Origin of the sequence: Denitrificimonas caeni (assembly GCF_027498055.1) — a bacterium.
Taxonomy (GTDB): Bacteria; Pseudomonadota; Gammaproteobacteria; order Pseudomonadales; family Pseudomonadaceae; genus Denitrificimonas.
Map to the genome: position 1 here is coordinate 2,547,740 of NZ_CP114976.1, position 25,662 is coordinate 2,573,401.

At 50.9% G+C, this 25,662-nt stretch carries 23 protein-coding genes and 1 other RNA gene; 13 read left to right on the forward strand and 11 right to left on the reverse strand.

The genetic code is table 11. The annotated features are described in order from the left end of the window. Positions 1-8: 8 nt before the first annotated feature. Entirely contained in the window at positions 9-1,163 is a 1,155-nt protein-coding gene (locus O6P33_RS11875) for an iron-containing alcohol dehydrogenase (RefSeq protein WP_269817985.1), read from the reverse strand. A gap of 1,142 nt (positions 1,164-2,305) precedes the next feature. On the opposite strand from O6P33_RS11875, the gene pcnB reads away from it, so the two are divergent. The 11 genes from pcnB (at position 2,306) to ssrA (ending at position 13,663) form a co-directional block, all read left to right on the forward strand. Continuing rightward, positions 2,306-3,685, forward strand: coding sequence for a polynucleotide adenylyltransferase PcnB (gene pcnB, locus O6P33_RS11880; RefSeq protein WP_269817986.1), 1,380 nt, complete (start codon positions 2,306-2,308; stop codon positions 3,683-3,685). After that, positions 3,685-4,221, forward strand: a complete 537-nt coding sequence (gene folK, locus O6P33_RS11885) for a 2-amino-4-hydroxy-6-hydroxymethyldihydropteridine diphosphokinase (RefSeq protein ID WP_269817987.1) — start codon at positions 3,685-3,687, stop codon at positions 4,219-4,221. The genes pcnB and folK overlap by 1 nt, the downstream gene beginning before the upstream one ends. A gap of 74 nt (positions 4,222-4,295) precedes the next feature. Next, entirely contained in the window at positions 4,296-5,096 is an 801-nt protein-coding gene (gene panB / locus O6P33_RS11890) for a 3-methyl-2-oxobutanoate hydroxymethyltransferase (protein WP_269817989.1), read from the forward strand. Beyond that, a complete protein-coding gene (gene panC, locus O6P33_RS11895; RefSeq protein WP_269817990.1) occupies positions 5,093-5,941 on the forward strand; it encodes a pantoate--beta-alanine ligase in 849 nt (282 codons plus the stop codon). The genes panB and panC overlap by 4 nt, the downstream gene beginning before the upstream one ends. A 68-nt stretch (positions 5,942-6,009) precedes the next feature. Beyond that, positions 6,010-6,390, forward strand: coding sequence for an aspartate 1-decarboxylase (panD, locus tag O6P33_RS11900; RefSeq protein WP_269817991.1), 381 nt, complete (start codon positions 6,010-6,012; stop codon positions 6,388-6,390). Positions 6,391-6,456: 66 nt separating this feature from the next. Continuing rightward, positions 6,457-8,121, forward strand: coding sequence for a glucose-6-phosphate isomerase (gene pgi / locus O6P33_RS11905; RefSeq protein ID WP_269817992.1), 1,665 nt, complete (start codon positions 6,457-6,459; stop codon positions 8,119-8,121). 88 nt (positions 8,122-8,209) lie between these two features. Continuing rightward, positions 8,210-9,388 (forward strand): acetyl-CoA C-acetyltransferase, encoded by a 1,179-nt coding sequence (locus O6P33_RS11910; RefSeq protein ID WP_269817994.1) that lies wholly within the window; start codon positions 8,210-8,212, stop codon positions 9,386-9,388. A gap of 173 nt (positions 9,389-9,561) precedes the next feature. Next, entirely contained in the window at positions 9,562-12,483 is a 2,922-nt protein-coding gene (locus O6P33_RS11915) for a DUF748 domain-containing protein (RefSeq protein ID WP_269817995.1), read from the forward strand. Beyond that, positions 12,483-12,779: a DUF2845 domain-containing protein gene (locus O6P33_RS11920; RefSeq protein WP_269817996.1), complete on the forward strand. Its 297-nt coding sequence runs from the start codon at positions 12,483-12,485 to the stop codon at positions 12,777-12,779. The genes O6P33_RS11915 and O6P33_RS11920 overlap by 1 nt, the downstream gene beginning before the upstream one ends. 30 nt (positions 12,780-12,809) lie before the next feature. Continuing rightward, on the forward strand, positions 12,810-13,109 hold the full coding sequence (locus tag O6P33_RS11925) for a DUF2845 domain-containing protein (protein ID WP_269817997.1): 300 nt from the start codon (positions 12,810-12,812) through the stop codon (positions 13,107-13,109). A 164-nt stretch (positions 13,110-13,273) separates the two neighbouring features. Next, positions 13,274-13,663: a transfer-messenger RNA gene (ssrA, locus tag O6P33_RS11930) on the forward strand. 120 nt (positions 13,664-13,783) lie between these two features. Here the strand turns inward: ssrA and O6P33_RS11935 are convergent. The 6 genes from O6P33_RS11935 to O6P33_RS11960 all read right to left on the reverse strand — a co-directional run bounded on the left by O6P33_RS11935 (position 13,784) and on the right by O6P33_RS11960 (position 19,777). Beyond that, on the reverse strand, positions 13,784-15,790 hold the full coding sequence (locus O6P33_RS11935; RefSeq protein ID WP_269817998.1) for a polysaccharide biosynthesis protein: 2,007 nt from the start codon (positions 15,788-15,790) through the stop codon (positions 13,784-13,786). Between the two features lie 56 nt (positions 15,791-15,846). After that, positions 15,847-16,869 (reverse strand): MraY family glycosyltransferase, encoded by a 1,023-nt coding sequence (locus tag O6P33_RS11940; protein ID WP_269817999.1) that lies wholly within the window; start codon positions 16,867-16,869, stop codon positions 15,847-15,849. 30 nt (positions 16,870-16,899) lie between these two features. After that, entirely contained in the window at positions 16,900-17,352 is a 453-nt protein-coding gene (locus tag O6P33_RS11945; protein WP_269818000.1) for a protein-export chaperone SecB, read from the reverse strand. A gap of 1 nt (position 17,353) precedes the next feature. Further along, positions 17,354-17,962 (reverse strand): type II toxin-antitoxin system MqsA family antitoxin, encoded by a 609-nt coding sequence (locus O6P33_RS11950; protein WP_269818001.1) that lies wholly within the window; start codon positions 17,960-17,962, stop codon positions 17,354-17,356. 251 nt (positions 17,963-18,213) lie between these two features. Further along, positions 18,214-18,792 (reverse strand): acetyltransferase, encoded by a 579-nt coding sequence (locus tag O6P33_RS11955; RefSeq protein ID WP_269818002.1) that lies wholly within the window; start codon positions 18,790-18,792, stop codon positions 18,214-18,216. Between the two features lie 16 nt (positions 18,793-18,808). Beyond that, on the reverse strand, positions 18,809-19,777 hold the full coding sequence (locus O6P33_RS11960; RefSeq protein ID WP_269818003.1) for a UDP-glucose 4-epimerase family protein: 969 nt from the start codon (positions 19,775-19,777) through the stop codon (positions 18,809-18,811). A 151-nt stretch (positions 19,778-19,928) separates the two neighbouring features. Between O6P33_RS11960 and O6P33_RS11965 the strand changes: the two genes are divergently transcribed. Beyond that, entirely contained in the window at positions 19,929-20,807 is an 879-nt protein-coding gene (locus O6P33_RS11965) for a peptidoglycan-binding protein (protein ID WP_269818004.1), read from the forward strand. 139 nt (positions 20,808-20,946) lie between these two features. Here the strand turns inward: O6P33_RS11965 and O6P33_RS11970 are convergent, their stop codons facing one another. Then, positions 20,947-21,141: a hypothetical protein gene (locus O6P33_RS11970; protein ID WP_269818005.1), complete on the reverse strand. Its 195-nt coding sequence runs from the start codon at positions 21,139-21,141 to the stop codon at positions 20,947-20,949. Next, positions 21,138-21,353 (reverse strand): hypothetical protein, encoded by a 216-nt coding sequence (locus O6P33_RS11975; RefSeq protein WP_269818006.1) that lies wholly within the window; start codon positions 21,351-21,353, stop codon positions 21,138-21,140. The genes O6P33_RS11970 and O6P33_RS11975 overlap by 4 nt, the downstream gene beginning before the upstream one ends. 438 nt (positions 21,354-21,791) lie before the next feature. Here O6P33_RS11975 and O6P33_RS11980 point away from each other — a divergent pair, with 438 nt between their 5' ends. Then, positions 21,792-22,061 carry a helix-turn-helix domain-containing protein gene (locus O6P33_RS11980; protein ID WP_269819526.1) on the forward strand — a complete coding sequence of 90 codons (270 nt, stop codon included), beginning with the start codon at positions 21,792-21,794 and terminating at the stop codon, positions 22,059-22,061. Positions 22,062-22,370: 309 nt separating this feature from the next. Here O6P33_RS11980 and O6P33_RS11985 read toward each other — a convergent pair whose 3' ends face one another. After that, positions 22,371-23,474, reverse strand: a complete 1,104-nt coding sequence (locus tag O6P33_RS11985; protein ID WP_269818007.1) for an ATP-binding protein — start codon at positions 23,472-23,474, stop codon at positions 22,371-22,373. A 454-nt stretch (positions 23,475-23,928) separates the two neighbouring features. After that, positions 23,929-25,521 carry a phosphoglucomutase gene (locus tag O6P33_RS11990; protein ID WP_269818008.1) on the reverse strand — a complete coding sequence of 531 codons (1,593 nt, stop codon included), beginning with the start codon at positions 25,519-25,521 and terminating at the stop codon, positions 23,929-23,931. Between the last annotated feature and the right edge of the window lie 141 nt (positions 25,522-25,662).

The window sequence follows — 25,662 nt, forward strand, 5'->3', positions numbered from 1 at the left end:
GCGAGTGCTTACATTGCTGCGCGGAAAATCGCTGCCACTTCTTTATCATTTAAGCGGCGCGGGTTGGTTAGTGCACACACATCTTGCTGCGCATGCTCAACCATGGCGTCAATGTCTTTGTCCTGCACACCCAATTCCGTCAGGTTACTTGGAATACCCACATCAACCGACAGGCTACGAATCGCCACTACAGCCATTTGCGCAGCTTCACGCAGCGGCAACGCGTAGATATTTTCGCCCAAGGCTTCAGCAATATCCGCATAACGCTCTTGCGCGGCCATTAAGTTTGCCTCACACACGTGCGGTAACAACAGTGCGTTACACACGCCATGGGGCAAGTTATACATACCGCCGAGCTGATGCGACATCGCATGCACATGACCAAGGCCGGCATTATTAAATGCCATTCCCGCCAAATACTGGGCATAGGCCATGCGATCACGGGCTTCCAGATCATCGCCACGGGCCACAGCCACACGCAAATAGCGAGCAATCAGGCGAATTGCTTGCAGTGCACAGGCATCCGTAACTGGGTTTGCATCCGTTGAAACATAGGCTTCCACTGCGTGAGTCAGTGCATCCATGCCGGTTGCAGCAGTCAATGACGGCGGCATTTTCAACATCAGCAAAGGATCATTAATCGCCAAGTCCGGCGTGACGCGCCAATCCACAATCGCCATTTTCACGTGATTGGAGGTATTGGTAATAATGGTAAAACGCGTCAACTCACTGGCAGTACCAGCCGTAGTGTTAATCGCAATATAAGGAGGCAAAGAGCATTTAGACTTATCCACTCCCTCGTAATCAGCAATCGCACCGCCATTGGAAACGACTAAACCAACCCCTTTACAGCAGTCATGGGCACTGCCACCACCTAAGGAAATCAGCATATCGCACTGCCCCTGCTGGTAAGCTGCGACACCTTGCTCAACGTTTTTATCCGTTGGATTGGGTACGGTCTCGTCAAACACTGCGTAAGCAATGCCGGCCTGCTCCAGTAAATCCGTGACTTGCTTGGTGTAACCCAGCTCGGTCATACCCTTATCAGTGACAACCAGTGGCTTGTTACCGCCCAATGATTTCACTCGGTCAGCCAGCTCAGACAACACATTGGCACCAAATAACGATACCGTCGGCATGAAGAAACTTGCATTCTTACTCATATTCAACCCCTTCTTTTGTGTGCCGCAACCATCAACAGTCAACCAGTCAACAGTCAACCAGTCAACCAGTCAACCAGTCAACAGCTGCGAATTAGCTCAACTGCGCTCAGTATAGCAAAATTGACTCAGCAGTCACTTGACACAGCTCAACTCAGCCGACGTTAGCGCAGCCAGCCAACGACAACTCCAGGCCTGCAGTCCAGCCAGCACAAATAAAACCCAAGGATTGCAGATTCAGAGGCAAAACTGCGATCTGTTACCCACTCGACATTTTAAGTAACACTTTGCGTGATACTCGGTAACACTTTGCCAACAAAACTATTTTTAACTCCTTACAAATCAGGCAATAAAACCATAAGCCATTGATTTATAAGGAATTAACAAAAGCTGGCACAGCATCTGCTTTATATATCTGCACAACAACAATAAGAAACAAAACTGAACAATAAGAATAAGACGTAACGGCTCCAGCATAATAAAAACAAGAGCATGGGAGACGCAGCTAACTGATTACTTTGCCGAGGATAGCGATTGTAGCAACACAGATGATCCGAGAATAACAAAACTGCAACCAATGCAGCACCCGTATCAACTGAGACACAAAGGCTTCAGCATTCAAAGCAATCCGTTAACTTTTCCACAGCTTATTTTGAGCTGTAAAAATCGCAGGCAGATAACAACAACAAAAATGCCGACAATAATAAAAAAAACGCATATCGACATTTATGAGGGGAAGCTTAGGCTTCCCCTCATTGCCTTATCCCTCGTCACCACTAACCATCAACCAACCCTCGCAAAACTCTGCGCCCGCCCCGCTGCGCCGCAAACACAGCACAGCATAAGCAGCCAAACCAAGTGCATCCTAGCTTAAACCGCACTTAGCGCCGCACATTCGCAAACATAACCGCAGCGCAAATCACAGATAACGCTTCAGCAAAACTGCCCAACACCACCCTTAACTGTTTTGCACGTTCACCTCGTCCGCTAGCGGTGGTAGAATCAGCCACCATGATGTGCCATTCACACTATAATAATTCTTTTCGTTTCACCGCACAGGCCGCACTGTCTTCTTTGCCGCTTACATTGCTGCGCGCTGCGTTTAGGAATTTCCCTTTAGTCGCGAGTCGTAAACAGGCCCTGCTATGCTGAAAAAGCTCTTTAAACCTTTCCGTCTTCCACGCCAACGCAAAGGGCCCGAACAGCCCACAGTGCTCGAAGCCCATGAACATCGCCTCAGTAGCGCTGACTTTAGCCGCAACTCTGCGAATGTGGCGGTCCGCCTACAACATGCTGGCTTTCAAGCGTACTTGGTTGGCGGTTGCGTGCGCGACTCACTGATTGGCGTCACACCCAAAGACTTCGATGTGGCCACCAACGCCACCCCAGAAGAAGTGCGCAATGAGTTTCGTAACTCACGCATCATTGGTCGCCGCTTTAAACTGGCCCACGTCCACTTTGGTCGTGAAATCATTGAAGTCGCCACCTTTCGCAGCGGTCACTCCGACACCAGCGACACCGACAACAATGATCAATCTGCCCACGATATTAGCGGACGCATTTTGCGCGATAACGTTTACGGCAGTATGGAAGATGACGCGCAGCGCCGCGATTTCACCATGAACGCACTGTATTTTGATGTTAGCAGCGAAAAGGTTTACGACTACAGCACCGGTTTTGCCGATATTAAACGGCGCTTGATTCGCCTGATTGGTGATCCTGAGCAGCGTTATCTGGAAGACCCAGTACGCATGCTGCGCGCCATTCGCTTTGCCGCCAAGCTGGATTTTGAAATCGAAGACAGCACCGCCGAACCCATTCGCCGTCTAGCTTATTTACTGCGTGATATTCCAGCGGCGCGCCTCTATGAAGAAGTGCTCAAACTGTTTCTCAGCGGCCATGCTGTGCGCACCTACGAGCTGCTGTGCGAATACGGCCTGTTTGCCGAGCTGTTTCCCAACACCGCCAAAGTCTTGCAGCAAAGCCCAGTCAATGTTGATCTTTTACTGCGCAACGCCTTTATTAGCACCGACAAGCGCATCAGCAATGAACGCCCAGTAACCCCAGCATTTTTATTTGCCGCGTTACTCTGGCCAGTGCTGAGCAACCGCTCCATCAGCTTACAAAACGATGGCATGCACCCAGTGCCCGCAGCGCAAGAAGCAGCGCACCAAGTGCTACTTGAGCAAGTGCAACGCATTGCCATTCCGAAACGCTTTAGTTTGCCCACCCGCGAAATTTGGGACATACAAGAACGCTTGCCGCGCCGTGCGGGTAAACGCGCTGATACCTTATTAGCCCACCCACGCTTTCGCGCCGCCTATGACTTTTTATTGCTGCGTGAAAGTGCTGGCGAACAAACCCAAGGTTTAGGCAAATGGTGGACGCAATACCAAGACGCCAGCGACAGTGTGCGCCGCGACATGATTGCCGAATTATCCGGCAAAGGCGACAAACCGCGCAGCAAGCGCCGCCGCAAACCGCGCACCAGCAAACCTAAACATACCCAGCCGAGTCCCCATTAATGGAACAGGTGTACATTGGCTTAGGCAGCAACCTCGCTGAGCCTGAACAACAACTGGATGCTGCTTTACAAGCCCTCGCACAATTGCCGCAAAGCCGTTTAGTGGCAACCTCTGCGTATTACTCCAGCGCGCCACTGGGACCAGCGGATCAACCGCGCTACACCAACGCAGCAGCGCTGTTAGAAACCAGCCTAGCTCCCTTGGCGCTACTCGATCAGTTGCAAGCCATTGAGCGCAACCAAGGCCGTGAACGCAAAGCCGAACGCTGGGGGCCGCGCACGCTGGATCTGGATATTTTATTGTTTGGTCAGCGCATTATTGACGATGACCGCCTCTGTGTTCCGCATTATCATATGCACGCCAGACCTTTTGTCTTGCTGCCACTGGCAGAGCTTTGCCCTGCTAAGCTACAACTACCCGATGGCCGCCAATTTGCGGATTTACTCAGCGCTTGCCCTGTTGATCCAACCCTGCAACGCTTGCATACTCCTAAAATTTGCGCCATTCAACCGGTCGATTCATCTACACATGATTGACTTACAGTTAAGTCGTCTGGGCTCTAATAGCCTTGATGCAAGTACCCTTCAAGGTACCAACGAGGACTCCTTGCATGTCTGATGTCACCTTGACAACGCTATTAAATTTAAAGCAACGTGGCGAAAAAATTGCCATGTTAACCTGCTATGACGCCACCTTTGCCGCCACCGCCTGCGCCGCTGGAGTTGAGATTTTATTGATCGGCGACTCCTTAGGCATGGTGCTCCAAGGCCACGACAGTACGCTGCCGGTCACTATTGACGATATGGCCTACCATACAGCCGCAGTGAAGCGCGGTAACAAAGGCGCATTAATCCTTAGCGATCTATCCTTTATGAGCGCTGCCACCCTTGAGCAAACCTACCAAAGCTGCGCCAAGCTGATGCAAGCCGGCGCACATATGGTCAAACTCGAAGGCGGCGCTTGGCTGGCCGAAACCGTGAGCTTATTGGCTGAGCGCGGCATTCCCGCCTGCGTTCACTTAGGCCTGACGCCACAATCAGTCAACGTCTTTGGTGGCTATAAAGTACAGGGCCGCGGTGAAGAACAAGCACAAAAAATGCTCGACGAAGCCATCGCTCTGGAGCAAGCCGGTGCCGCTCTCCTCTTATTAGAGTGCGTACCCAGTGCGCTGGCGGCGCGCATCAGTGCTGCCGTGCAAATCCCAGTGATTGGCATTGGCGCCGGCCCAGACACCGACGGCCAAGTATTGGTTCTGCACGACATGCTGGGCTTATCCCTGACTGGGCGCACACCGAAGTTTGTGCGTAACTTTATGCACGGCCAAGCCAGCATCGCCGAGGCCCTCGGCCTTTACACCCGTTCAGTCAAAGACCAATCATTCCCCGCTCCAGAGCATGAGTTTAGCGCATGAATACCGTACAAACTTTGCAGCAGTTACGCGCCGCCATTAGCCAAGCACGTAGCGCCGACAAACGCATTGCCTTAGTCCCCACCATGGGCAACTTACACGCCGGGCACATTGCTTTAATCAAGCAGGCAGTGGAGCGCGCGGACTTTGTCGTCGCCAGTATTTTTGTTAACCCGCTGCAGTTTGGCCCCAATGAAGACTTAGACAGCTACCCACGCACCCTAGCGGAAGATCAAAGCAAACTCTTTGATGCCGGCTGCAACCTGTTATTTACTCCAAGCGCAGAAGACATGTACCCGCAAGGTATGGATCAGCACACCACCGTCAGCGTCCCCGGTGTTTCTGCCGGTTTATGTGGCGGTAGCCGCCCTGGGCATTTTGATGGCGTGGCCACTGTTGTGTGCAAGCTGCTCAACATGGTGCAGCCCGATATGGCGCTATTTGGCGAGAAAGATTACCAACAGCTGGCGGTGATCCGCAAAATGGTTGCTGACTTAAATATGCCGGTACAAATTTTTGGCGTGCCCATTGTGCGCGATGAGGATGGCCTCGCATTATCCTCCAGAAATGGGTATCTTAGCGCGCAACAACGTGCCAGCGCCCCTGCTTTGCAGCAATGCATGCAGGCTGTTAAAGCACACATAAAAAACGGCCGCAATGATTACGCAGTACTCTTTGAGCAGTTCAACACAGACCTACAAGCCGCAGGTTTCCGCCTCGACTATGTAGAGCTGCGCGACGCTCTGAGCTTACAATTGGCCGATGCAAACAGCACTCAGTTGGTCTTGCTAGCCGCAGCGTATCTAGGCACAACACGCTTGATCGACAACCTGATCTTTGAGCTGTAATAACGACAGACGCTAAGCCACGGCGCGCAAATCGCCCGTGCTATGCCGAGTAGAAAGAGGAAAACACCATGCAAACCATTATGCTCAAAGCAAAACTGCACAGAGCTATCGCCACTCACGCCGTCGTTGATTACGAAGGTTCCTGCGCCATTGATGGCGACTGGTTAGATATGTCAGGGATTCGTGAGTACGAACAAATTGATATTTATAACGTGACCAATGGCGAGCGTTTCACCACCTATGCAATTCGTGGTGAAGCCGGTTCACAAATTATTTCCGTTAACGGGGCCGCTGCCCATAAAGCAGCTGTGGGCGATGTGTTAATCATTTGCGCCTACTGCTTGTATGACGAAAATGAGTTGGCCACCCACGAGCCACGTTTACTCTACATGGGTAAAGACGGCTCCCTAAGCCACAGCAGCAACGCCATTCCCGTACAGCTGGCCTAAGCTGGCAGTACCCAATGTTTGTGGTGGTATTCGGCCACCCTTCACTTGAATCAGCAGGTTGGCATCATGCCCCATTACCACAACCCTCTTGATGCCAGCCAACTTCCTGCTTGGCAGCAATTACAGCAGCAACGGCTAAACATGCAAGATTTTCGCATGACAGAGGCCTTTGCTGCTGATGCGCAGCGTTTTCAGCGCTTTTCGTTAAACCATGACGGCATGCTGTTGGATTTTTCGAAAAACCTGCTGGATGACACCACCCTAGACCTGCTTATGCAACTGGCTGAACAAAGCCAGTTGCAGCCTGCCATTCAAGCCTTATTCAATGGCGAGCCGGTCAATGCTTCCGAGCAACGCCCCGCCCTGCACACCGCTTTACGTCGCCCCATTGGTGACAGCTTAGTGGTGGATGGCGAGGATTTAATCCCGCTGATTCATGATGTGCTCAACAACATGACCGAGCTGGTCAATCGCATTCACAATGGTTTGTGGCGCGGTTATAGCGAAAAGCCCATCACCGATATCGTTAATATTGGCATTGGTGGCTCGTTTTTAGGCCCGCAACTGGTCTCTGAAGCCTTACTGCCCTTTGCCCAACAAGGGGTGCATTGCCACTTTCTAGCCAATATTGATGGTAGCGAGTTTCATGAGCTCAGCAACAGCCTGAATGCCGAAACCACCTTATTTATTGTCTCAAGTAAGTCTTTTAGCACCCTCGAAACCTTAAAAAATGCCCAAGCAGCGCGCAGTTGGTATTTAGCCCAAGGCGGCAGTGAAGCCAGTATTCACCGCCACTTTATTGCCGTTTCCAGCAATATCGAAGCGGCTGTGGAGTTTGGCATTGCCGCAGAAAACATCCTGCCCATTTGGGATTGGGTGGGTGGACGCTACTCCCTGTGGTCAGCCATTGGTTTACCCATTGCCCTGTATATTGGCATGTCCAATTTTAAAGAGTTGTTAGCCGGCGCGTGGAGCATGGATCAACACTTCCAAAACGCTCCTTTTGCAGAAAACATGCCGGTGATTCTGGCCATGCTCGGCATTTGGTACAGCGACTTTTGGCAAGCACAAAGCCACGCCATTTTGCCCTACGACCATTACCTGCGTAATTTCACCCAGCACTTGCAACAGCTGGATATGGAATCCAATGGCAAGCATGTGCGCCAAGATGGCTCAGCCCTCAGCTATCCCAGCGGCTCGGTTATTTGGGGGGGTGTCGGCTGTAACGGCCAACATGCCTATCACCAACTCTTGCACCAAGGCACTTTATTAGTCCCTGCGGATTTTATCGTGCCAGTAGTCAGCCATAATCAAATTGCCGACCATCACCAATGGCTGTACGCCAACTGCTTATCCCAAAGCCAAGCCTTAATGCAGGGTAAAAGCCTGGAACAAGCCGCACAAGAACTGCGTGACAAAGGCCTGCCAGAAGATGAAGTGGCTCGCCTCGCACCACACAAAGCTATTCCAGGTAACCGCCCTAGCAATACCTTAGTGCTCGAGCGAATTTGCCCGCGGCGCTTGGGTGCATTAATTGCCTTATACGAACATAAAGTATTTGTGCAGAGCGTAGTTTGGGGCACTAATGCCTTTGACCAATGGGGCGTAGAACTGGGCAAGGTGCTCGGTGAAGACGTCTACCAACGCCTAACCGGCCAAGCCTCGCTGAACGGCGCGGACGCCTCCACCCAAGGCTTAATTAACTTCTTTAGAAACCGCCACCGCGGCTAAAGTAGACAAAGATTTTCCAAGTGACTGAGCAGCGCCATCAACAGCCCTGTTCAGTGAACCCCTAACCTAAATATAAGAGGAAGTTCCCATGCACGAAGTCGTCATTGTTGCCGCCACGCGCACCGCAATTGGTAGTTTTCAAGGCAGTTTAGCCAAAATCCCCGCACCAGAATTAGGCGCTATTGTAGTGCGCAGCCTATTAGAGCAAAGCGGCGTTGCCCCTGAGCAAGTAGATGAAGTAATTCTTGGTCAAGTGCTAACGGCCGGTAGCGGACAAAACCCAGCTCGACAAACAGCTATCCATGCTGGCCTGCCCTTCAGCACTCCAGCTTTCACCTTGAATAAAGTCTGCGGGTCCGGCCTGAAAGCCCTACACTTAGCCGCACAAGCTATCCGTTGCGGCGACGCAGAAATAGTTATTGCCGGTGGCCAAGAAAACATGAGCCTGTCCCCCTACGTAATGCCCGGTGCCCGTACTGGTCTGCGCATGGGTCATGGCAAAGTTGTCGACACCATGATTGAAGACGGCCTATGGGATGCTTTCAATGACATCCACATGGGCATCACCGCAGAAAACCTAGTAGATAAATACAACTTAACTCGCGAACAGCAAGATACATTTGCCGCTGCTTCACAGCAAAAAGCCAGCGCTGCTATTGCCGCTGGCCGTTTTGTAGATGAAATCACCCCCGTGAGCATTCCGCAGCGCAAAGGTGAGCCGATCATTTTCGATACAGATGAGCAGCCGCGCGATGGCACCACCGCTGAATCCTTAGGTAAACTGCGTCCAGCCTTTAAAAAAGACGGCTCAGTCACCGCCGGTAACGCCTCAACACTCAATGACGGTGCTGCTGCAGTCATGCTAATGAGCGCTGAAAAAGCTAAAGAACTGGGCCTGCCAGTCTTAGCCCGTATCGTTGCTTATGCTAATGCTGGCGTAGACCCAAGCATTATGGGTATTGGCCCGGTAGCCGCGACGCAAAAGTGCCTGAGCAAAGCCGGCTGGAATGTAGCAGATCTCGACCTAATTGAAGCCAACGAAGCCTTTGCCGCACAAGCCTTGAGCGTCAACCAAGAACTGGGCTGGGATACCGAGAAAATCAACGTGAATGGCGGCGCGATTGCTATTGGCCACCCAATTGGTGCATCAGGCTGCCGTATTTTAGTAACTCTCTTACACGAAATGCAGCGCCGTGATGCCAAAAAAGGCTTAGCGACATTATGCATCGGTGGCGGCCAGGGTGTTGCTTTAGCCATTGAGCGCTAAATAACCTGAGCCAACCATCAGCTCGCTGCTGCACTTAACCCGAGTGCAGCAGCGGTAATTGAGCAAAACCTTTTCCTTTCATCGGCTAAATATGAGCGCTAGGTCACATTCACCTACAGCTCTGCATCTATTTTGCATACACTAGACAAACACCGATTATGGAGTTTGCAGTGATGGCCAAAGGAATAAAGCGCTTAGTCATAGTTTTAATAAGTGGCTTCGCCCTCTACAGCTGGTTAGGTTTTCTACTGATTCCCAGCGTTGCTTTACACCTCATCAATCAGCAGCTTGGCGTCTATGCCAACAGCCCGGCACAATTACAGCGCTTAGAGTTCAACCCCTTTACCCTTGAGCTCAATGCTTGGGGGTTTCAGGTGGGTGAACCCGACAACCAGCAACTGAGCCTGCAGCACCTCTACGGCAAACTGGCCTACGACAGCCTCTGGAGCAAAACCCTGCACCTGCACGACGTACAGTTGCAGCAAGCGCAAAGCCAAGTGGTACTCAATCCTCAGGGCGAATTAAACCTCAGCACTTTATTTAAACTGCCGGCCGCCAGCGAACAACCTGAGCCTGAAGCCAGCGCGCCTTTGGCCGTGCTTATTGATCGCCTACAACTGCAGCAAGGCCATGTGCGCTTTAACGATCAGCGCCAACAAGAGCAAGTGGACGTCACCTTAGCTGATATTAATATCACCCTAAACAACTTCGACACCCGCCCCTCCAGCAGCAGCGAATTACAACTTAGCGCCCAAGCCAGCGATGGTGCGCAGCTGCAATGGCAAGGGGATTTCAGCATCAGCCCACTCAGCTCCAACGGCCACCTGCAACTGAGCAATGCCGAACTAAAAAGCTGGTGGCCCTATGTCCGCGAACACTTTAATGCACAGCTGGGCGCGGGCCGTTTAAGCCTCGACACCCACTACGCGCTGCAATTGAGCCCAAGCCTCACCTTCACCGCCAAGCAGCTCAGCGCGCAAATTAACGGCCTCAAACTTGATCAAAAAACTGCGCAACAACAGTTGCCTTTAGCGCGCCTCGAACAATTCAGCATCAGCAACAGCAGCTTTGATCTGCAACAACAAAAACTGCTCATCGGCCAAGCCAGCAGCAGCAAACTCGAAGCCTGGGCGCAAATTGATGCCGAGGGTGTCAGCAACTGGCAAAAACTCTTACCCAGCGCAGCGCAGCAGCCCGCAACAGCTAACAGCAGCCCAGCGCCTGACAGCACAGACCAAGCCAACAAAGATAAAGACGCCAGCCCTGCTTGGCGCATTCTGGTGAAACAAGCGGACTTTAAACAACAAAAGTTTCACCTTGAAGACCTTAGCCAAAGCCAGCCCGTGGCCCTAGAGCTGGCAGACTTCAACTTAAAAATTAAAGATTTTGACAGCCAAGCCAACTCAACCTTTAACGCCGAGCTCGACACCCAAGTCGGCGAGCACGGCAAACTCAGCAGCAACGCCACAGTCACCCTGCAGCCGCTAAAAGTCGCGATGAGCCTCAACAGCAGCGATCTTGACCTACGCCCTGCGCAAGCCTGGATCAGCCCCTATGCACGTATAGAGCTGCGCAGCGGCCTGCTTAACAGCGCCCTGCAGCTGCAAGTCAGCGATTTAGATAACCTGCAGCTGGACGTCAGCGGTGACGCAGCCATCACCCAACTGCATATACGCGACAGCCACGGCCAGCGTGATCTACTGAAATGGCAAACAGTGGATATCAATGGCATTCACTATCAACTGCAAAAACAGCAACTGGACATCAATAAACTGGTGCTCGCCGAGCCTTATGTGCGCTTTATTATTAATCAAGACCTCACCACCAATATCAGCGAGCTAATGATCCCACAGCCGCCTAAACCTGCTGCCACCCCAGCAGCCGACAGCCCAGAATTTGCCATGCGCATTGGCGGCATTGAGATCAAAGATGGCTCAGCAAACTTTGCCGACTACAGCTTACAACCCAGTTTTGCTACCGCCATCCAAAAGCTCAACGGCAGCATCGGCACCCTCGACAACCAAACCAATAGCGTCGCCAAAGTGGACATCACCGGCAGCATTGATCGCTATGCACCGGTTACTATCAGCGGCAGCCTGATGCCTTTTGATCCATTAAAAAAGCTGGATATCACCACCGACTTTAAGCACGTGGAACTGACCACCTTAACCCCGTACTCAGGCAAATTTGCCGGCTACCGCATCCAAAAAGGTCGGTTAAACCTCAACCTGCACTATCAAATCACCGACGGCAAACTCAACGCCAGCAACCAGCTGTTACTGGAAGAATTGCAACTGGGCGAACGCGTCGATAGCCCTGACGCGGTGGATTTACCTGTGCGTTTAGCCATTGCCTTACTCAAAGACAGCAAAGGCCGCATCGCCATCGACTTACCGATCCAAGGTGATTTAAACAACCCGGAGTTCAAAGTTGCGCCCATTGTTTGGCAAACTTTCCGCAACCTGATCACCCGCGCCGTAGCTGCACCATTTAACTTTATTGCCGGCCTCGCCCACAGCAACAACACAGAGCTCAGCGAAGTGGTGTTTTTACCGGGGGAATACACCATCAACCCCGCCGCAGCGAAAAGCCTAGACACCCTCAGCCAAGCCCTGAAAGAGCGCCCGCAACTGCGCCTCGAAGTGGAAGGCGGCAGCCGTGCTGATTTAGATGGCCCACTGTTGGCGCAAATGCGTTTAGATGCGGCCTACCAAGACGCCTGGTACAGCATTTTGCAGCACCGCGGCACTAAAATAGACTCCAGTAAAGAAAACCTCGAAGTACCAGACAAAGAAAAACCCATTCTGCTGGAAGGCATTTACCGCAGCCAACTTAAACAACAGCCACCGGCGCAATGGGCCGAACTTAAAAAAGAAGAACGCGAACAACTGATGCGCGACGCCGTGCTGCAAAGCTATGCCCACAGCCCATTGGGGTTACGCCGCTTAGCTCAAGCCCGTGCTAACAGCATCAAAGAGTACTTAATCGAACAGGCGCAATTGGATGCCGAGCGGGTCTATTTAATTGATGTCAGTGAAGGCAAAGCCAGCGCCGAGCAAGGCGTAATCAGCACACTGCATCTGGGGAGTATGTAATGAAAGCTATAACTGCTATGGCCTGCTGCCTGGCGTTGGGTTTATTTAGCCTCAGCGCCACGGCCAACACCTTTCGCTGCGGCAACCAATTAGTCAGCATCGGCGACCGCGCTTTTATGGTGCAGCGCAAATGCGGCGAACCCGTTGCCCGTGAAGCGGTGGGCTATACCGTTGGCGAATACAACCAGCGCGAACTGCCCATCGAAGAATGGGTCTATGGCCCACGCGGCGGCATGCTGTATTTTTTACGCTTTGTCGGTAACCGTTTAGTCAGTATCGACGGCCAACGCAATTAATCTGCGCGCCAATCAGCCCTTGAGGTTATTATGTTGCGTCCTGTTTTATATGTTTTATTACTGCTGAGCCTGAGCACACCGGCACTGGCATCATCCACCTACCGCTGCAACAGCCAGCTGGTCAGTTTAGGTGCCGACAGCCACGAGGTGCGCAGCAAATGCGGCGAACCGATCAGCGAAGATGAGCTGGGCTTTAAGCGCGTTATCAACCAATACGGCCACAGCCATGAACTGCGCGTGACTGAGTGGGTGTACGGCCCCAAAGGCGGCATGTATTACTTTTTACGCTTTGAAGGCGGCAACTTAGCCAAGATCTCCAGCAGCCGTTAAGTATTTACCCCGCGCCCTTGAAATTCACACAAAGCGCTCCATATATAGGGTAAGCAAGCAACAAAGCGTTGCAGGTTATTCAGCCCAGCATGGGATCAGTAATCGACACGCGGCGCTTTTTAGCGTAAGATGCTTGTTCTGTCACCTTGTAAGTGCACAGCTTTGGGGCCGATTAGGATTCGACGCTGGTTGCGAAACTTTAGGTGCATGCCGAGTTGGTAACAGAACTCGTAAATCCACTGTTGCAACTTTTATAGTTGCCAATGACGAAAACTACGGAGCACAAGCTCTAGCTGCGTAAGCAGCCGAGTCGCTCCCCTGGTAGCTTCGGCTCCAGCAGTCACAAGAGGATGTCTGTAAACTCGAAGTGACTGTCAGATAGAACAGAATCGCCGCGTAGTACGTTGTGGACGAAGTGGCTAAAACTTACACAACTCATCCAAAGCACCCTGCCGATCGGGCGGCTGCGGATTAAATTAGTAGACACGGCTAAGCATGTAGTACCGACAGCGGAGTACTGGCGGACGGGGGTTCAAATCCCCCCGGCTCCACCAAACAGAAACACCTAAGCCCTTGATTATCCTAGTGATTTTCAGGGGCTTTTGCTTTTTAGGGTGCTGGGTGTCGAAACAGTGTCCAAAAATTGCCTATACAGCGTCAAAAACAACTCAGAATTACAGCACAGCCTGCTTACTGAGCTTTTTTTGATTAAACACCAAATCCACCACCTCGCCTTGCGGTACGTAGCCATCGACGGTTTGGCGTAGAAGCTGGCGGATCATGAGGCAATCGCCTTGCTCGGTGGCATCTAGCAACTCGTGCAGCACCACTGACAACTCAGACCATGGCAAAAACTCTTCATCAGCACGCATGATCATCGCGTGTTCAGTTGGCGAGACATTATCGCCAATCAGCAACTCTTCGTAGAGTTTTTCACCTGGACGCAGGCCGCTGAACTCAATGGCAATCTCGCCACTTGGATTACTTTCACTGCGTACCGTTAAACCGGTCAGATTGATCATTTTCTCCGCCAGTTCAACGATTTTAACCGGCTCCCCCATATCCAAAACAAACACATCACCGCCCTGCCCCATGGCACCGGCTTGAATCACTAACTGCGAGGCTTCTGGGATGGTCATAAAATAACGGGTCATCTTTGGATGGGTTACAGTGACCGGACCACCACGCTTAATCTGCTCACGAAACAGCGGTATCACCGAACCAGACGAGCCCAGCACATTACCAAAACGCACCATAGTAAAACGGGTGTTATTGACATAGCTTTGCTCATCGGCAGCATCCATAAATATACGCGTGGACAGCTCTTTACTCAGCGCCTGCAAGACCATTTCCGCCAAGCGCTTAGTGCTGCCCATAATATTGGTGGGGCGCACGGCCTTGTCCGTGGAGATCAAGACAAAGTGCTCCACTTCAGTCATAATCGCTGCCTGCGCGGTATTTAACGTGCCAATGACATTATTCAGAATACCTTCCGCAGTGTTGTGCTCCACCATCGGCACATGCTTATATGCCGCCGCATGGTAAACAGTGTCCACCTTCCAAGTCGTCATCACCTCACGCAGGCGCGGTAAGTTACGGATAGAGCCTAAAATCGGAATCAAGCGCACTCGCAATGCTTCCTGCGCTATCCGGCTGTTGAGCTCCTGCTGAATGCTGTAAAGATTAAACTCACTGTGCTCAAACAAAATTAAAGTGGTCGCCCCGCTGGCTAAAATCTGCCGACACAACTCCGAACCAATCGAGCCGCCCGCACCAGTGACCATCACCACTTTGCCATCAATGCAGCGCTCAAACAGCTCCATCTGTGGCGCAACTGGATCACGCCCCAGCAAATCAGCAATATCCACTTCTTGCAGGTCTTGCACCTTCACTCGGCCGCTGGCCAAGTCCATAAAGCCAGGAATACTGCGCACATGCAGGGCAAAAGGCTCTAACGCTGCCAACACTTCACGACGCCGAGCACGTGTCGCCGAAGGCATCGCCAATAGCACTTGGGTCGCGCCAGTCACATCAATCATTTGCTGAATGTGCTTAGGTTTGTATACCTTTAAGCCTGCAATGGTACGGGTCGCAATGGCATCGTCATCATCAATAAACGCCACAGGACGCATTGACTTACCCATCCGCAAAGCAGCAACCAGCTGATTTCCCGCCGAACCAGCACCGTAAATTGCGACACGGGGCAAATGATCAGGCTGCTTCATAAAGGGCACACTCGGCACCGCTTCGAGCCAGTCACCTAAGAAATACTGGCGCATTACCAAGCGCAAACCACCCAAGGTGAGAATACTCAGCCACCAGTAGTTGATCACCAACGAACGCGGCACTGCTACGGTATCTGCTTGAAACCAATAAATAGCCAACGCAAAAACCAACGCCGAGACCGTGACTGCTTGGACAATAGCGACCAACACTTCCTTGCCCACATAGCGCATCACCGCGCGGTACATACCAAAGCGCACAAACAGCGGTATCGCAATCACTGGCGCAACCATAAACAGCCAACGCTGCTCGCCTAACAGGTCAACGCCATGATCGAACCCCAAGCGCACAATAAAGGCCAACCACAAAGACAGCCACACCAAAATAACATCGGCAAAGACTTGTAATAAACGCTTATAACGGCGCGGCAGGTTTAATAGCCACTCTCTTGGATTCATCTGTGTCCCTTTAGATCTAGTAAATGGTCAGCAACATACAAACAACCCAGCTAGGCTCACAGCCCAGCCTTTTCTAACTGCCCTGCTTTAAACTTGATGGCAAGTAGCAGCAGCGGTACATAAGCAATCAACACGCCCAGCAAGCCATCGAGATAACCCAAGCCCACTGCTAGCGCCAGCGGTAACAGCCACACTAGGTTAATCAGTAGCACCGCCAAAGTTACCGAGCGATGTGCGCCAAACTGACGCGATGCATATTGATAGGCATGGCTGCGGTGCGCTTCATAGACTTTATCGCCGCGCAATAAACGACGCAGCAGAGTAAAGGTCGCATCCACCACAAACACACCCAATAAAATCACCCAACTCCACAGCAGCTCAGCTTTAAACCAAGCCGCCTGTAACGACAGCACCGCCAAAATCAAGCCTAAAAAACCACTACCGGCATCGCCCATAAAAATTCTGGCTGGGGGAAAGTTCCAGCATAAAAAACCCGCCACAGCAGCAGCCAATAACAATGGCAGCAGAGCTAAAACCGAAGCACCCAGCAGCGCATACAAAAGCGCGCCACCGAGGCACACACAAATGGCTTCAACGCTGGCAATGCCATCAATGCCGTCCATAAAATTATACAGATTAAGCAGCCAAACAATATAAACCGCAGCCAAGATGCTGCCAAAGATGCCCAAATCAAAGGTATAACCAAACACCAACAGTGGCGGCAAACCACCTAACCAATACAAAGCCCAAGCCGCAGCAGAGAAATGACCGAGTAAACGCCAGCGTGCAGCAATATGACCATGGTCATCTAAGAAACCCAGCACAGCCACAGCCGCTCCTGCGCCAACAGTGGCGATTACAGCAGACCAAGGCAGCCACTGCATAACGCCCAGCAGTGGCAACACAGCAAGAAAGCTCAACACAATCGCCACCCCACCACCGCGCGGCGTAGGCACTGAATGTGAGCTGCGTTCGTTGGGAATATCCATCAAGCTGCTGGCCAAAGCATAGCGGCGTAAAACCCAAGTCAATACAAATGCAGCGATAAATACAGCCGCAATTATCAGTCCGTTACTCATTGAGTATTCCATAGTTTTAGAAGATAAATATTATAGTTTTTTGCTGTCTGTACTTTCTGGTAAAAAGTGCAGTGTTGGCAGTAGCAATGTACCGTACATCGAGCGTGCGGTGATTTGCTGCAACATATCGCGAATAGCACCATACAACATAGCCGAGCCGTTCACTCGAACTAAGTCGCGCCGATCTTCACAAGTAAAACTCTCTGCGAGCTTAAACACGCCCTGCACAGCAATATCAAAGGTGTAAGGTGCTTTTTTGACTGCATCAGCCTCATTTAACACTGCAACACGCAGCGCGACCATAAAGTCAGTCGTATTGTTTTCCTGTTGACCTATGGTGTTTTCGACAAGTAAGTTTACGCCTTCAAAATCAAACTGTGGTGCCCAAAACTCACCAGCATCCTCAACAGTTTCAAATACTTCAACCTGCGTTTTAGTAAACGTCATCTGCATCAGCTGTAAAGGTGATAATTGAATACTCATGTTAATGAACCCACTGACTTTGCGCAGCACCAGTAAAGTATGCCGTACCAATGACTAACTGCTCACGCATAGGGGTTTGTAGTTGAAAATCTGCAAACTTCTGTGGCTGTGCGCAGCGCTTCACTCCGACAGCAGCCAAAGGAAGCACCATAGACTCTTTTGATAACGCTGCTTGATCGGCTGCAAACCCAGCATGCTGCTTCAGCCACGCAAACGCCGCAGGCACAGCTTGGGCAACACGCAACAATTTATCCATCCCTTCTGATTGGGCCACATCATCCGACTCATATTTACTAAAAGCTACAGGCCCACCACCAAACACTTCTGCAGCTTGACCTTGAGTCAAACCTAAAGACTCACGCAGTTCACGCATTTGCACACCTGTTAGCAAACCATCCACTTCTTTTTTAAAAGCCTGCATAGCACGCTTATTAGCTCGGATGTGCTTAGCCTCTGCCTGCTCAGTACCACACTCTGAACAGCAGGCAAAATGCAATGGCAACATACGTTCAACGCCTTTATAGACAGTCAACTCACTTGTTTCTTGCTCAGTTAAAACGCCCTGCTCGCATAGCGGACATATTGGCGACACTTTCTTATCAGTTGTCATTTTTGACTCCTTCATAGATGACAGGATACAACCAGTAACATCAGTCCTGTTTTTCCTATTGCGAACTTCAAATAATATTCTGTAGGAAAAAACTTACCTGCTGCTTCATTCCACTCATCCATTGAATATAAAGGGCCAGCATCAATATTTCTCGAGGAACCAGTAGCTAATGTGACTTCAGGCCGCAACTCCCGACTAAGAATAACATTTTTTACCATTATGGTAAGTCCCTATACCCTAAATAAAAATATTTATTCCGCACGCAACGCCGCACCCGCTGGTATATTTTCGTCTTCTGGCACCACAACATGATACCCCGCACTGCAACCCGCTTGCAGCCAAGCTCGTGCGCCAACCCGAACACCGCCGGCTATCTGCACACCCACGCCTAAGTGGGCAAAGTCGCCTAAAACGGCGTCATGATCCAGCGTAGCATTGGCATTAATAATGGCTCCGCGGCCAACTTTGGCGTCAGCGCCAACCATTGCCAAGGCCATCACCGCAGTACCTGCACCTAAAGCAACTGAAGCACTGACGTAGGCACGCGGATGCACCACAGAGACCAGATCAATGCCCGCCTGCTCAATGGCTGTACACCACTTTGCACGCACTTGATTGTTACCGACAGCCGCAATCGCGCCTTGCGCTTTATCAACAAATGCCGCCAAACCAGCAACATCAGTGACCACAGGCAAACCAAAGGACTCTTGCAAGGTCGGCCAGCGATCATCAACAAATAAGATCCGCTGCCACTGGCCAGATAACAAAGCAGACTCAGCAACGGCTTTACCGTGCCCGCCCGCACCCAATATTAATAATGTCTTTGTCATACACTCAAACCCAATCCTAAGACTCTGCCAAATACGCCGCTGCAGTTTTGCGCATGGCATCGTTAACCGACATGGGAGGAGTCCAGCCCAATAGCTGCTGGTTTTTACTGATATCAACTTGCAATGATCCACACAGACGCTGGGTAAAACTCTTTTTACCCAGTAGCGTAAATCCTAAATTTAACCAGCTCATAGGCACAGGCACTAAACGCGCTTTCTTATCTAACGCAACGCCTAAATGCTGCAACATTTGGGTCGTCGATAAGTCTTCCCCATCACTGGCTAAAAATACCTGATTAATAGCCGCTGGATGTTTTGCGCAGGTCAAAATCAAGTCAACCAAATTATCCAACGCAACCAAACTGCGCTTGTTATGAATAGCACCAAGAGGCAGAGGTACACCACGCTGCACCCACTTCATCATGCTGCGAAAATTGGCTTTCACACCAGGGCCATAGACCAGAACCGGGCGAATAATTGCCACTTCTAAACCCGTTTCTTGCGCTAAGGCTAACAGCGCCTGCTCAGCTTCATATTTCGACACACCGTAAGGATCGCTAGGATTCGCTAACGTATCAGCGCTATACGGCTGCCCCAGCTCAGTACCTTCGCCATTCACTTTAATCGAACTAACAAATACAAAACGCTGCACTCCAGCAGACGCAGCTTGGCGCGCTAGAGCTAAAGTACCTTCAACATTCACTTTACGAAACTCAGCCAAAGGATCAGCCGAGGTCTCATTCATCACATGCACACGGGCAGCAGAGTGAACCACTACATCGACGCCTTGTAATGCCTCACGCCAATCCGTATGCGCAGTTAGCTCTGGCACTTGTACCACGCTTACAGCACTTGGCGCAGCCACAGGTCGGCGCACAGCAATGGTTAAAGCATACTGCTCGTCGGTAATAATGCGCTGCTGCACAGCACTGCCTACGAAGCCTGTTGCACCAGTCAGCAGCACACGCTGTTGTTTAGAACTCATATACAAATCCCTGCAAATTAAACCACTACCCTTAACTCTTTACCGTTCCAGCCAAAAGCCCAAACCGGTCACATATATATCGCTAAAAAAACTATAAGCTTACTTTAAAACACTGCTTAGAGTCAGGTTGATTGCTAAGGATGCGCTGGTTATGAACAACCCCATTCGTCTCACCCGCAGATTAGCTGCGGTGTACCAACAACTGTTTGCCACCTGCACGGTCCAGCCGCAGCACCAAGCTGCGGTGGTGCGTTTAACTGCACAACTACGCCAGCAACACAGCCGCTACGCACAAGTCGCCGACAAAACACAGGTACCTTGGGCAGTGATTGCGGTGATTCATGCGCTGGAGTCCAGTCAGCGTTTTGATCGACACCTACACAACGGCGATCCACTGCACAGCCGCACGGTTAATGTTCCTGCGCACCGCCCACTGACGCGACCGCCTTTCACTTGGGAAGCCTCGGCTGTGGATGCATTGCATTACAGCGGTCTTGGCAAATGGCGTGACTGGAGCATCGCCGGCACGTTATTTAAGCTCGAAGCCTATAACGGCTGGGGTTATCGCCGTTATCATCCGCAGGTATTGTCACCTTATTTATGGTCTTTTTCGCAGCATTATCAGCGCGGCAAGTATGCTGCAGATGGCCGATTTGATGCCAATTTGGTTTCAAAACAATGTGGTGCAGCGGTGCTGCTTAAACAATTGGATGCCTTTGCCCTTATGCAACCGGCCCCCGCAACTCAAGCAGATGCACAACTCGCACCGATTATAAGAACGCCCCGCCCTTACCCTGGGCAGTTGATGCAACGCAGCCAACAACAACACAGCAGCGTAAAACACATTCAACAACGCTTAAATGCCCTCGGCTATCAACCTGCGCTCAAAATAGACAACTACTTCGGTGCTAAAACCGAGCACGCGGTTAAATGGTTTCAAGCCAACAGCCAGCTCTCTGATACGCCACTAAAAATCGACGGCATAGTCGGGCCCAAAACTTGGCAAGCGTTGTTTAATGCCAAGCCCTAGTGGACTACCACGGCCGAGTACTAGAACCATGGACTGCCACGTCGCTACGCTCCTCGCAGAGACGCATATCAACCTACGGCCTCGCAGAGACAGTTGCGCAGGCCTCGCAGATGCCCTTATAACTCGTAGTAACTCTATTTTACCTAGCCCTAGACTGACTCTTTCTCTTTTCGCGTAATTGTTCCGCAGTTATAGTTATAACTTTGCCATCCTGGGACACAACAATCCCCGTATTAGTTTTAATCGCCTCATCTCGTGCAAGTTCGGCTGCACGTAATAAGGCAGCAGACACTTCACGCTCAAAATCTAAGTTTAAATCAACTTGAGAGCTCATAAGTTGTCACCTCGCTCTAATAACACCTTGGTTTCAGTGGAGTTATCATACAGCAGCCACTGATTCACCGCTTGCTTATAATGACTGTGAAACAACTCAAGACCTGACTTAAAACGTCTTTTGATAATTGAGTTCGCTATCAACTCCGCAAAAGCCACTTCGCTAATAGCGGCTTCAGCCTCATTCAGCGCTTGGGTATCCGTAATGCCCAAACGATTTATCAGACATGTAGAACCACTAAGCAGATAAGGATCTTCTTCCTGAAGATCATAGTTTTCATAGCCTTACATCACATCAAGACGCCTCACTGCCTTTACGCCCATTCCCCAGTCTTTGCTTGAAATAAAGCACAGTTCATTGCGAGCGCAGCGAAGCAATCCACCTCTCAAACCACGCGGGGCCAGTCTTCCAGCGACAAAAAAGGCATTATAATGCCAACATATTCTTACCCACATGGATTTTAGGCATTATATTGCCATTTCCAAGCTGTGTGATAAGATTTTCAGCATTATATTGCCTGGTGGTACATCCATGAATGCATTAACTCTACAGCTCTATGTCGAAGGTCAATGGCATGATGCTGCTCTACTGAGCGTTGCCAACCCACAGCAAGGATTACAACACCAATTTACTAGGTGGGGGCTATGTTAATGGATGTTTTTGAGCGGCAGCGTTACTTAGATGAATTAGGCGAACAACTCGCACAGGGTAAGATCAGTATTGGTGAGGCGGTATACAGATTACGTAAAGACGTTACCGGCTTAGGCCAAGCGCAATTTGCGCGCATGTGCAAAATCTCTTTGCGAGCCTTGCGTCAAATTGAACACAATGAAGGCAATCCAACCTTGCAGACTTTAAACAGTGTTTTTAACTTGTTTGGCATGCAAATGGGCGTCATTAAACGCGCACAGCCCGGTTAATTAAAAGCAAGCCCCACCCCGTTTTTGCGAACGAAGTGAAGCAATCCACCTCTCAAACCGCGCGGTGCCCAACCGTGGACTGCCACGGCCTACGGCCTCGCAGAGACAGAAGCGCGTCTTTGCGAACGAAGTGAAGCAATCCACCTCGCAAACCACACGGTGTCCAACCGTGGACTGCCACGGCCTAAAGGCCTCGCAGAGACAGAAGCGCGTCTTTGCGAGCGCAGCGAAGCAATCCACCTCGCAAACCACACGGTGTCCAACCATGGACTGCCGCGGCCTAAGGCCTCGCAGAGACAGGGGCGATACCTAATACAAAAACCCAAACAACCACAAGGGGATTTTGTTCTCGAAGCCCACCTCAATATCATCGGCTGCAACAAAGCCTTTACCGCCCTGCAGCTGTGCACTGGTTTTACTTGCCCCACCCACTTCAAACGCCCATTCATCATCCACCACAAAGTCACCGCGATCGTGGTAATGCACCTGATGCTTGAGCCCCAATTGCGAAACAAAAAAACTCTCACGCACAGAATCAAGATTACTACCGCCGCACAGTACCTGAAATAAATTAGGGTTATCTAGCAACAACTTATCGGGCTTATTGACCGCCCTCATACCAACACCGCCACGCACCACATGAATCAAACTACCGGCATCCATGTGCTGTAAATATTTCTGCAAAGTCGGCCAAGACACACCCGCTGCCGCACTTAATTTAGACACATTTAATTCGTACGGATGAGTGCTACACAGCATATATAAAATCTTTTTAAGCTTATCCAGCTTAGACGGATCAATACGGTAAATACGGCTTAAATCTGAATCAATGGTTAAATTAACCACCTCCAACAGCTTAGAAGGATAATCAGCTAAAGACTCTTGATAAAAAGGATAGCAACCATAACGCAGGTATTTAGCAAACTGCTCTAGCGGTCGAAAATGTTGCAAGAGTTGCGCAGCAATATCTTCATGTAAGGACAGTACCTCGGCTAAAGAAAAACTGGGCAAGGTTTGCCCAAGCTCTAATTCACAAAACTCACGAAACGACAATACACCTAAGCGATGCACCACCGCCCGCCGCGATAAATCGGCGCTGGCATGTTCAATTTGCAACGCGCTAGAACCGCTGAACAGCAGTTGCAAATCAAACACATCGTAAACAGCTTTAAGTTCTTGCGAAAAGTTATCAGCCTTATGAATTTCATCCACCAATAATAACCTGCCACCACGCGCATAAAACGCCTCGGCCAGATCATACAGACTCACCCCAACCATCGCAGGGTGGTCACAGGTCACATACAAAACCTGAGTAGCCGCTAAATTTAGCGACTTAGCATACTGCAGTAAAATTGTACTTTTACCCGCACCACGCGCACCTTTAATGCCTAATAAACGAGCGTTAAAGTCCACCTGGTGATAAAGGTACCTTTTATACAAAGGCACATCACGCGCAAGAATTTGTGTAGAAATTTTTTGTAATGTAGCAAGATTTAGAGTAGCCACCGGTCTATCACTAAGTATAATTTAGATTAAACCTACTCTATTATAAAGTGCACTTGATAGCAATTCCTGTCATGTGGACTGCAACGTCGCTACGCTCCTCGCAGAGACAATACTGTAGGTCGCGCCTTTAGGCCGACATGGGCGCTGTAAGCGCCCCAAAAGTACCGCGAACCATAACATTGGCGTGGGCTTGAAACACCTGTCGGCCTAAAGACCGACCTACAAAATCGCATCACATTTGTCGGCCTGAAGACCGACTTACAAGATTCAGCGTTGCCCTTTGTCCGTCTACAAAACCGCATTACGCGCTGCTCTACTGTAGGTCGCGGCTTTAGCCCGACATGGGCGCTGTAAGCGCCCCCTACAACACCCCTGCCAACAACCCCTGCGCCTCATCAATCAGCAACTGCAAATGCGCTTCACTGATAAAGCTCTCAGCATATATTTTATACAGCGCCTCAGTGCCGCTGGACCGCGCCGCAAACCAGCCATTGGCAGTACACACCTTAATCCCACCAATCGCCGCGCCATTACCCGGCGCATTGAGCAACACCGCGGTAATCGCCTCACCGGCCAACTCAGTGGCGACAATATGTGCTGCGGTCAAAGCCTTAAATGCAGCCTTCTGCTCAGCCGTGGCCGCAGCATCAATACGACGATAATAAGGCGTACCATGCTGCGCAGTGAGCTTGGCGTAATACTGCGATGGGGTTAAACCGGTCACCGCGGTAATCTCCGCAGCCAATAAACACAGCACAATCCCATCTTTATCCGTGGTCCAAGTCTCACCGGCAAAAGTTAACAAGGTCGCCCCTGCACTCTCTTCACCGGCAAACGCCAGTTCACGCTTATGCAAACCCTCAACAAACCACTTAAAGCCCACCGGCACTTCATAGAGTTCACGACCATGGGCAGCAACAATGCGATCCATCAGCGATGAAGTCACCAAGGTTTTGCCAATCTTTAGCGCTGCCGACCACTGTGGCCGATGGGTTAACAAGTAATCCACACACACGCACAAAAAGTGATTGGGATTCATCAAGCCCGCCGCATCAACAATGCCATGCCGATCCGCATCGGGATCATTGGCAAAGGACAAATCAAACTGCTCACGGATCTTCAGCAAATTAGCCATGGCCGCAGGGCTGGAACAATCCATGCGAATACGCCCATCATGATCCGGCGGCATAAAGGCAAACGCTGGGTCTTGGCTGCTATTGACTACAGTAATATTCAGCGCTGCATCCACAGCCAACGCCTGCCACACCGCCAACGCCGTACCGCCCATGGGATCAACCCCAAGCTTCAGGCCCGACTGACGAATCGCCGCTAGATCCACCACCTGCTCAAGCTCAGCAATATAACGCGCAACATAATCGTACTGCTCAACCTGTGCCAAAGCATCCGCCAGACTGACCCGCTGCACTGCAGCACAGCCCTCTTGTAGATACTGATTAGCCCGCGCCTCAATCCAAGTCGTGGCATCGCTATCAGCCGGCCCACCATCAGGGGTGTTGTATTTAATGCCACCATCTTCTGGTGGATTATGCGATGGGGTAATAATCAAACCATCGGCCAAACCCGCCGAGCACTGCGCGTTATAACGCAAAATCGCCCGACTGACCAAAGGCGTCGCCGTCACGCCATCATCCTGCGCCACACGCACCGCCACCTGATTGGCCAGCAACACCTGCAATACCGCCTCCCATGCTGGGAGTGATAAAGCATGCGTATCTAAACCCAAAAACAACGGCCCACAAATCCCCGCCTGCTGACGGTAATCCACCACAGCTTGGGCAATGGCGAGGATGTGTAATTCGTTAAAGCTAGCGGTTAAAGAAGAACCGCGATGGCCGGAGGTGCCGAAGGTGATGCGCTGGGCGGGAATAGATGCGTTGGGTTTTAGGTCGTAGAAGGCGTTGAGCCAAGGGGTGATCAAAATTAAAAACTCCATTAATGCAATATGCTAAGCAGCTGCAGCCTGTGGACTGCCACTTCGCTACATTCCTCGCAGTGACGCTGTTCTGTTTTGTTCGAACGCAGTGAAGCAATCCACTTAAATTAAACTGTAACGCCTTATATTACAGACTAGCCA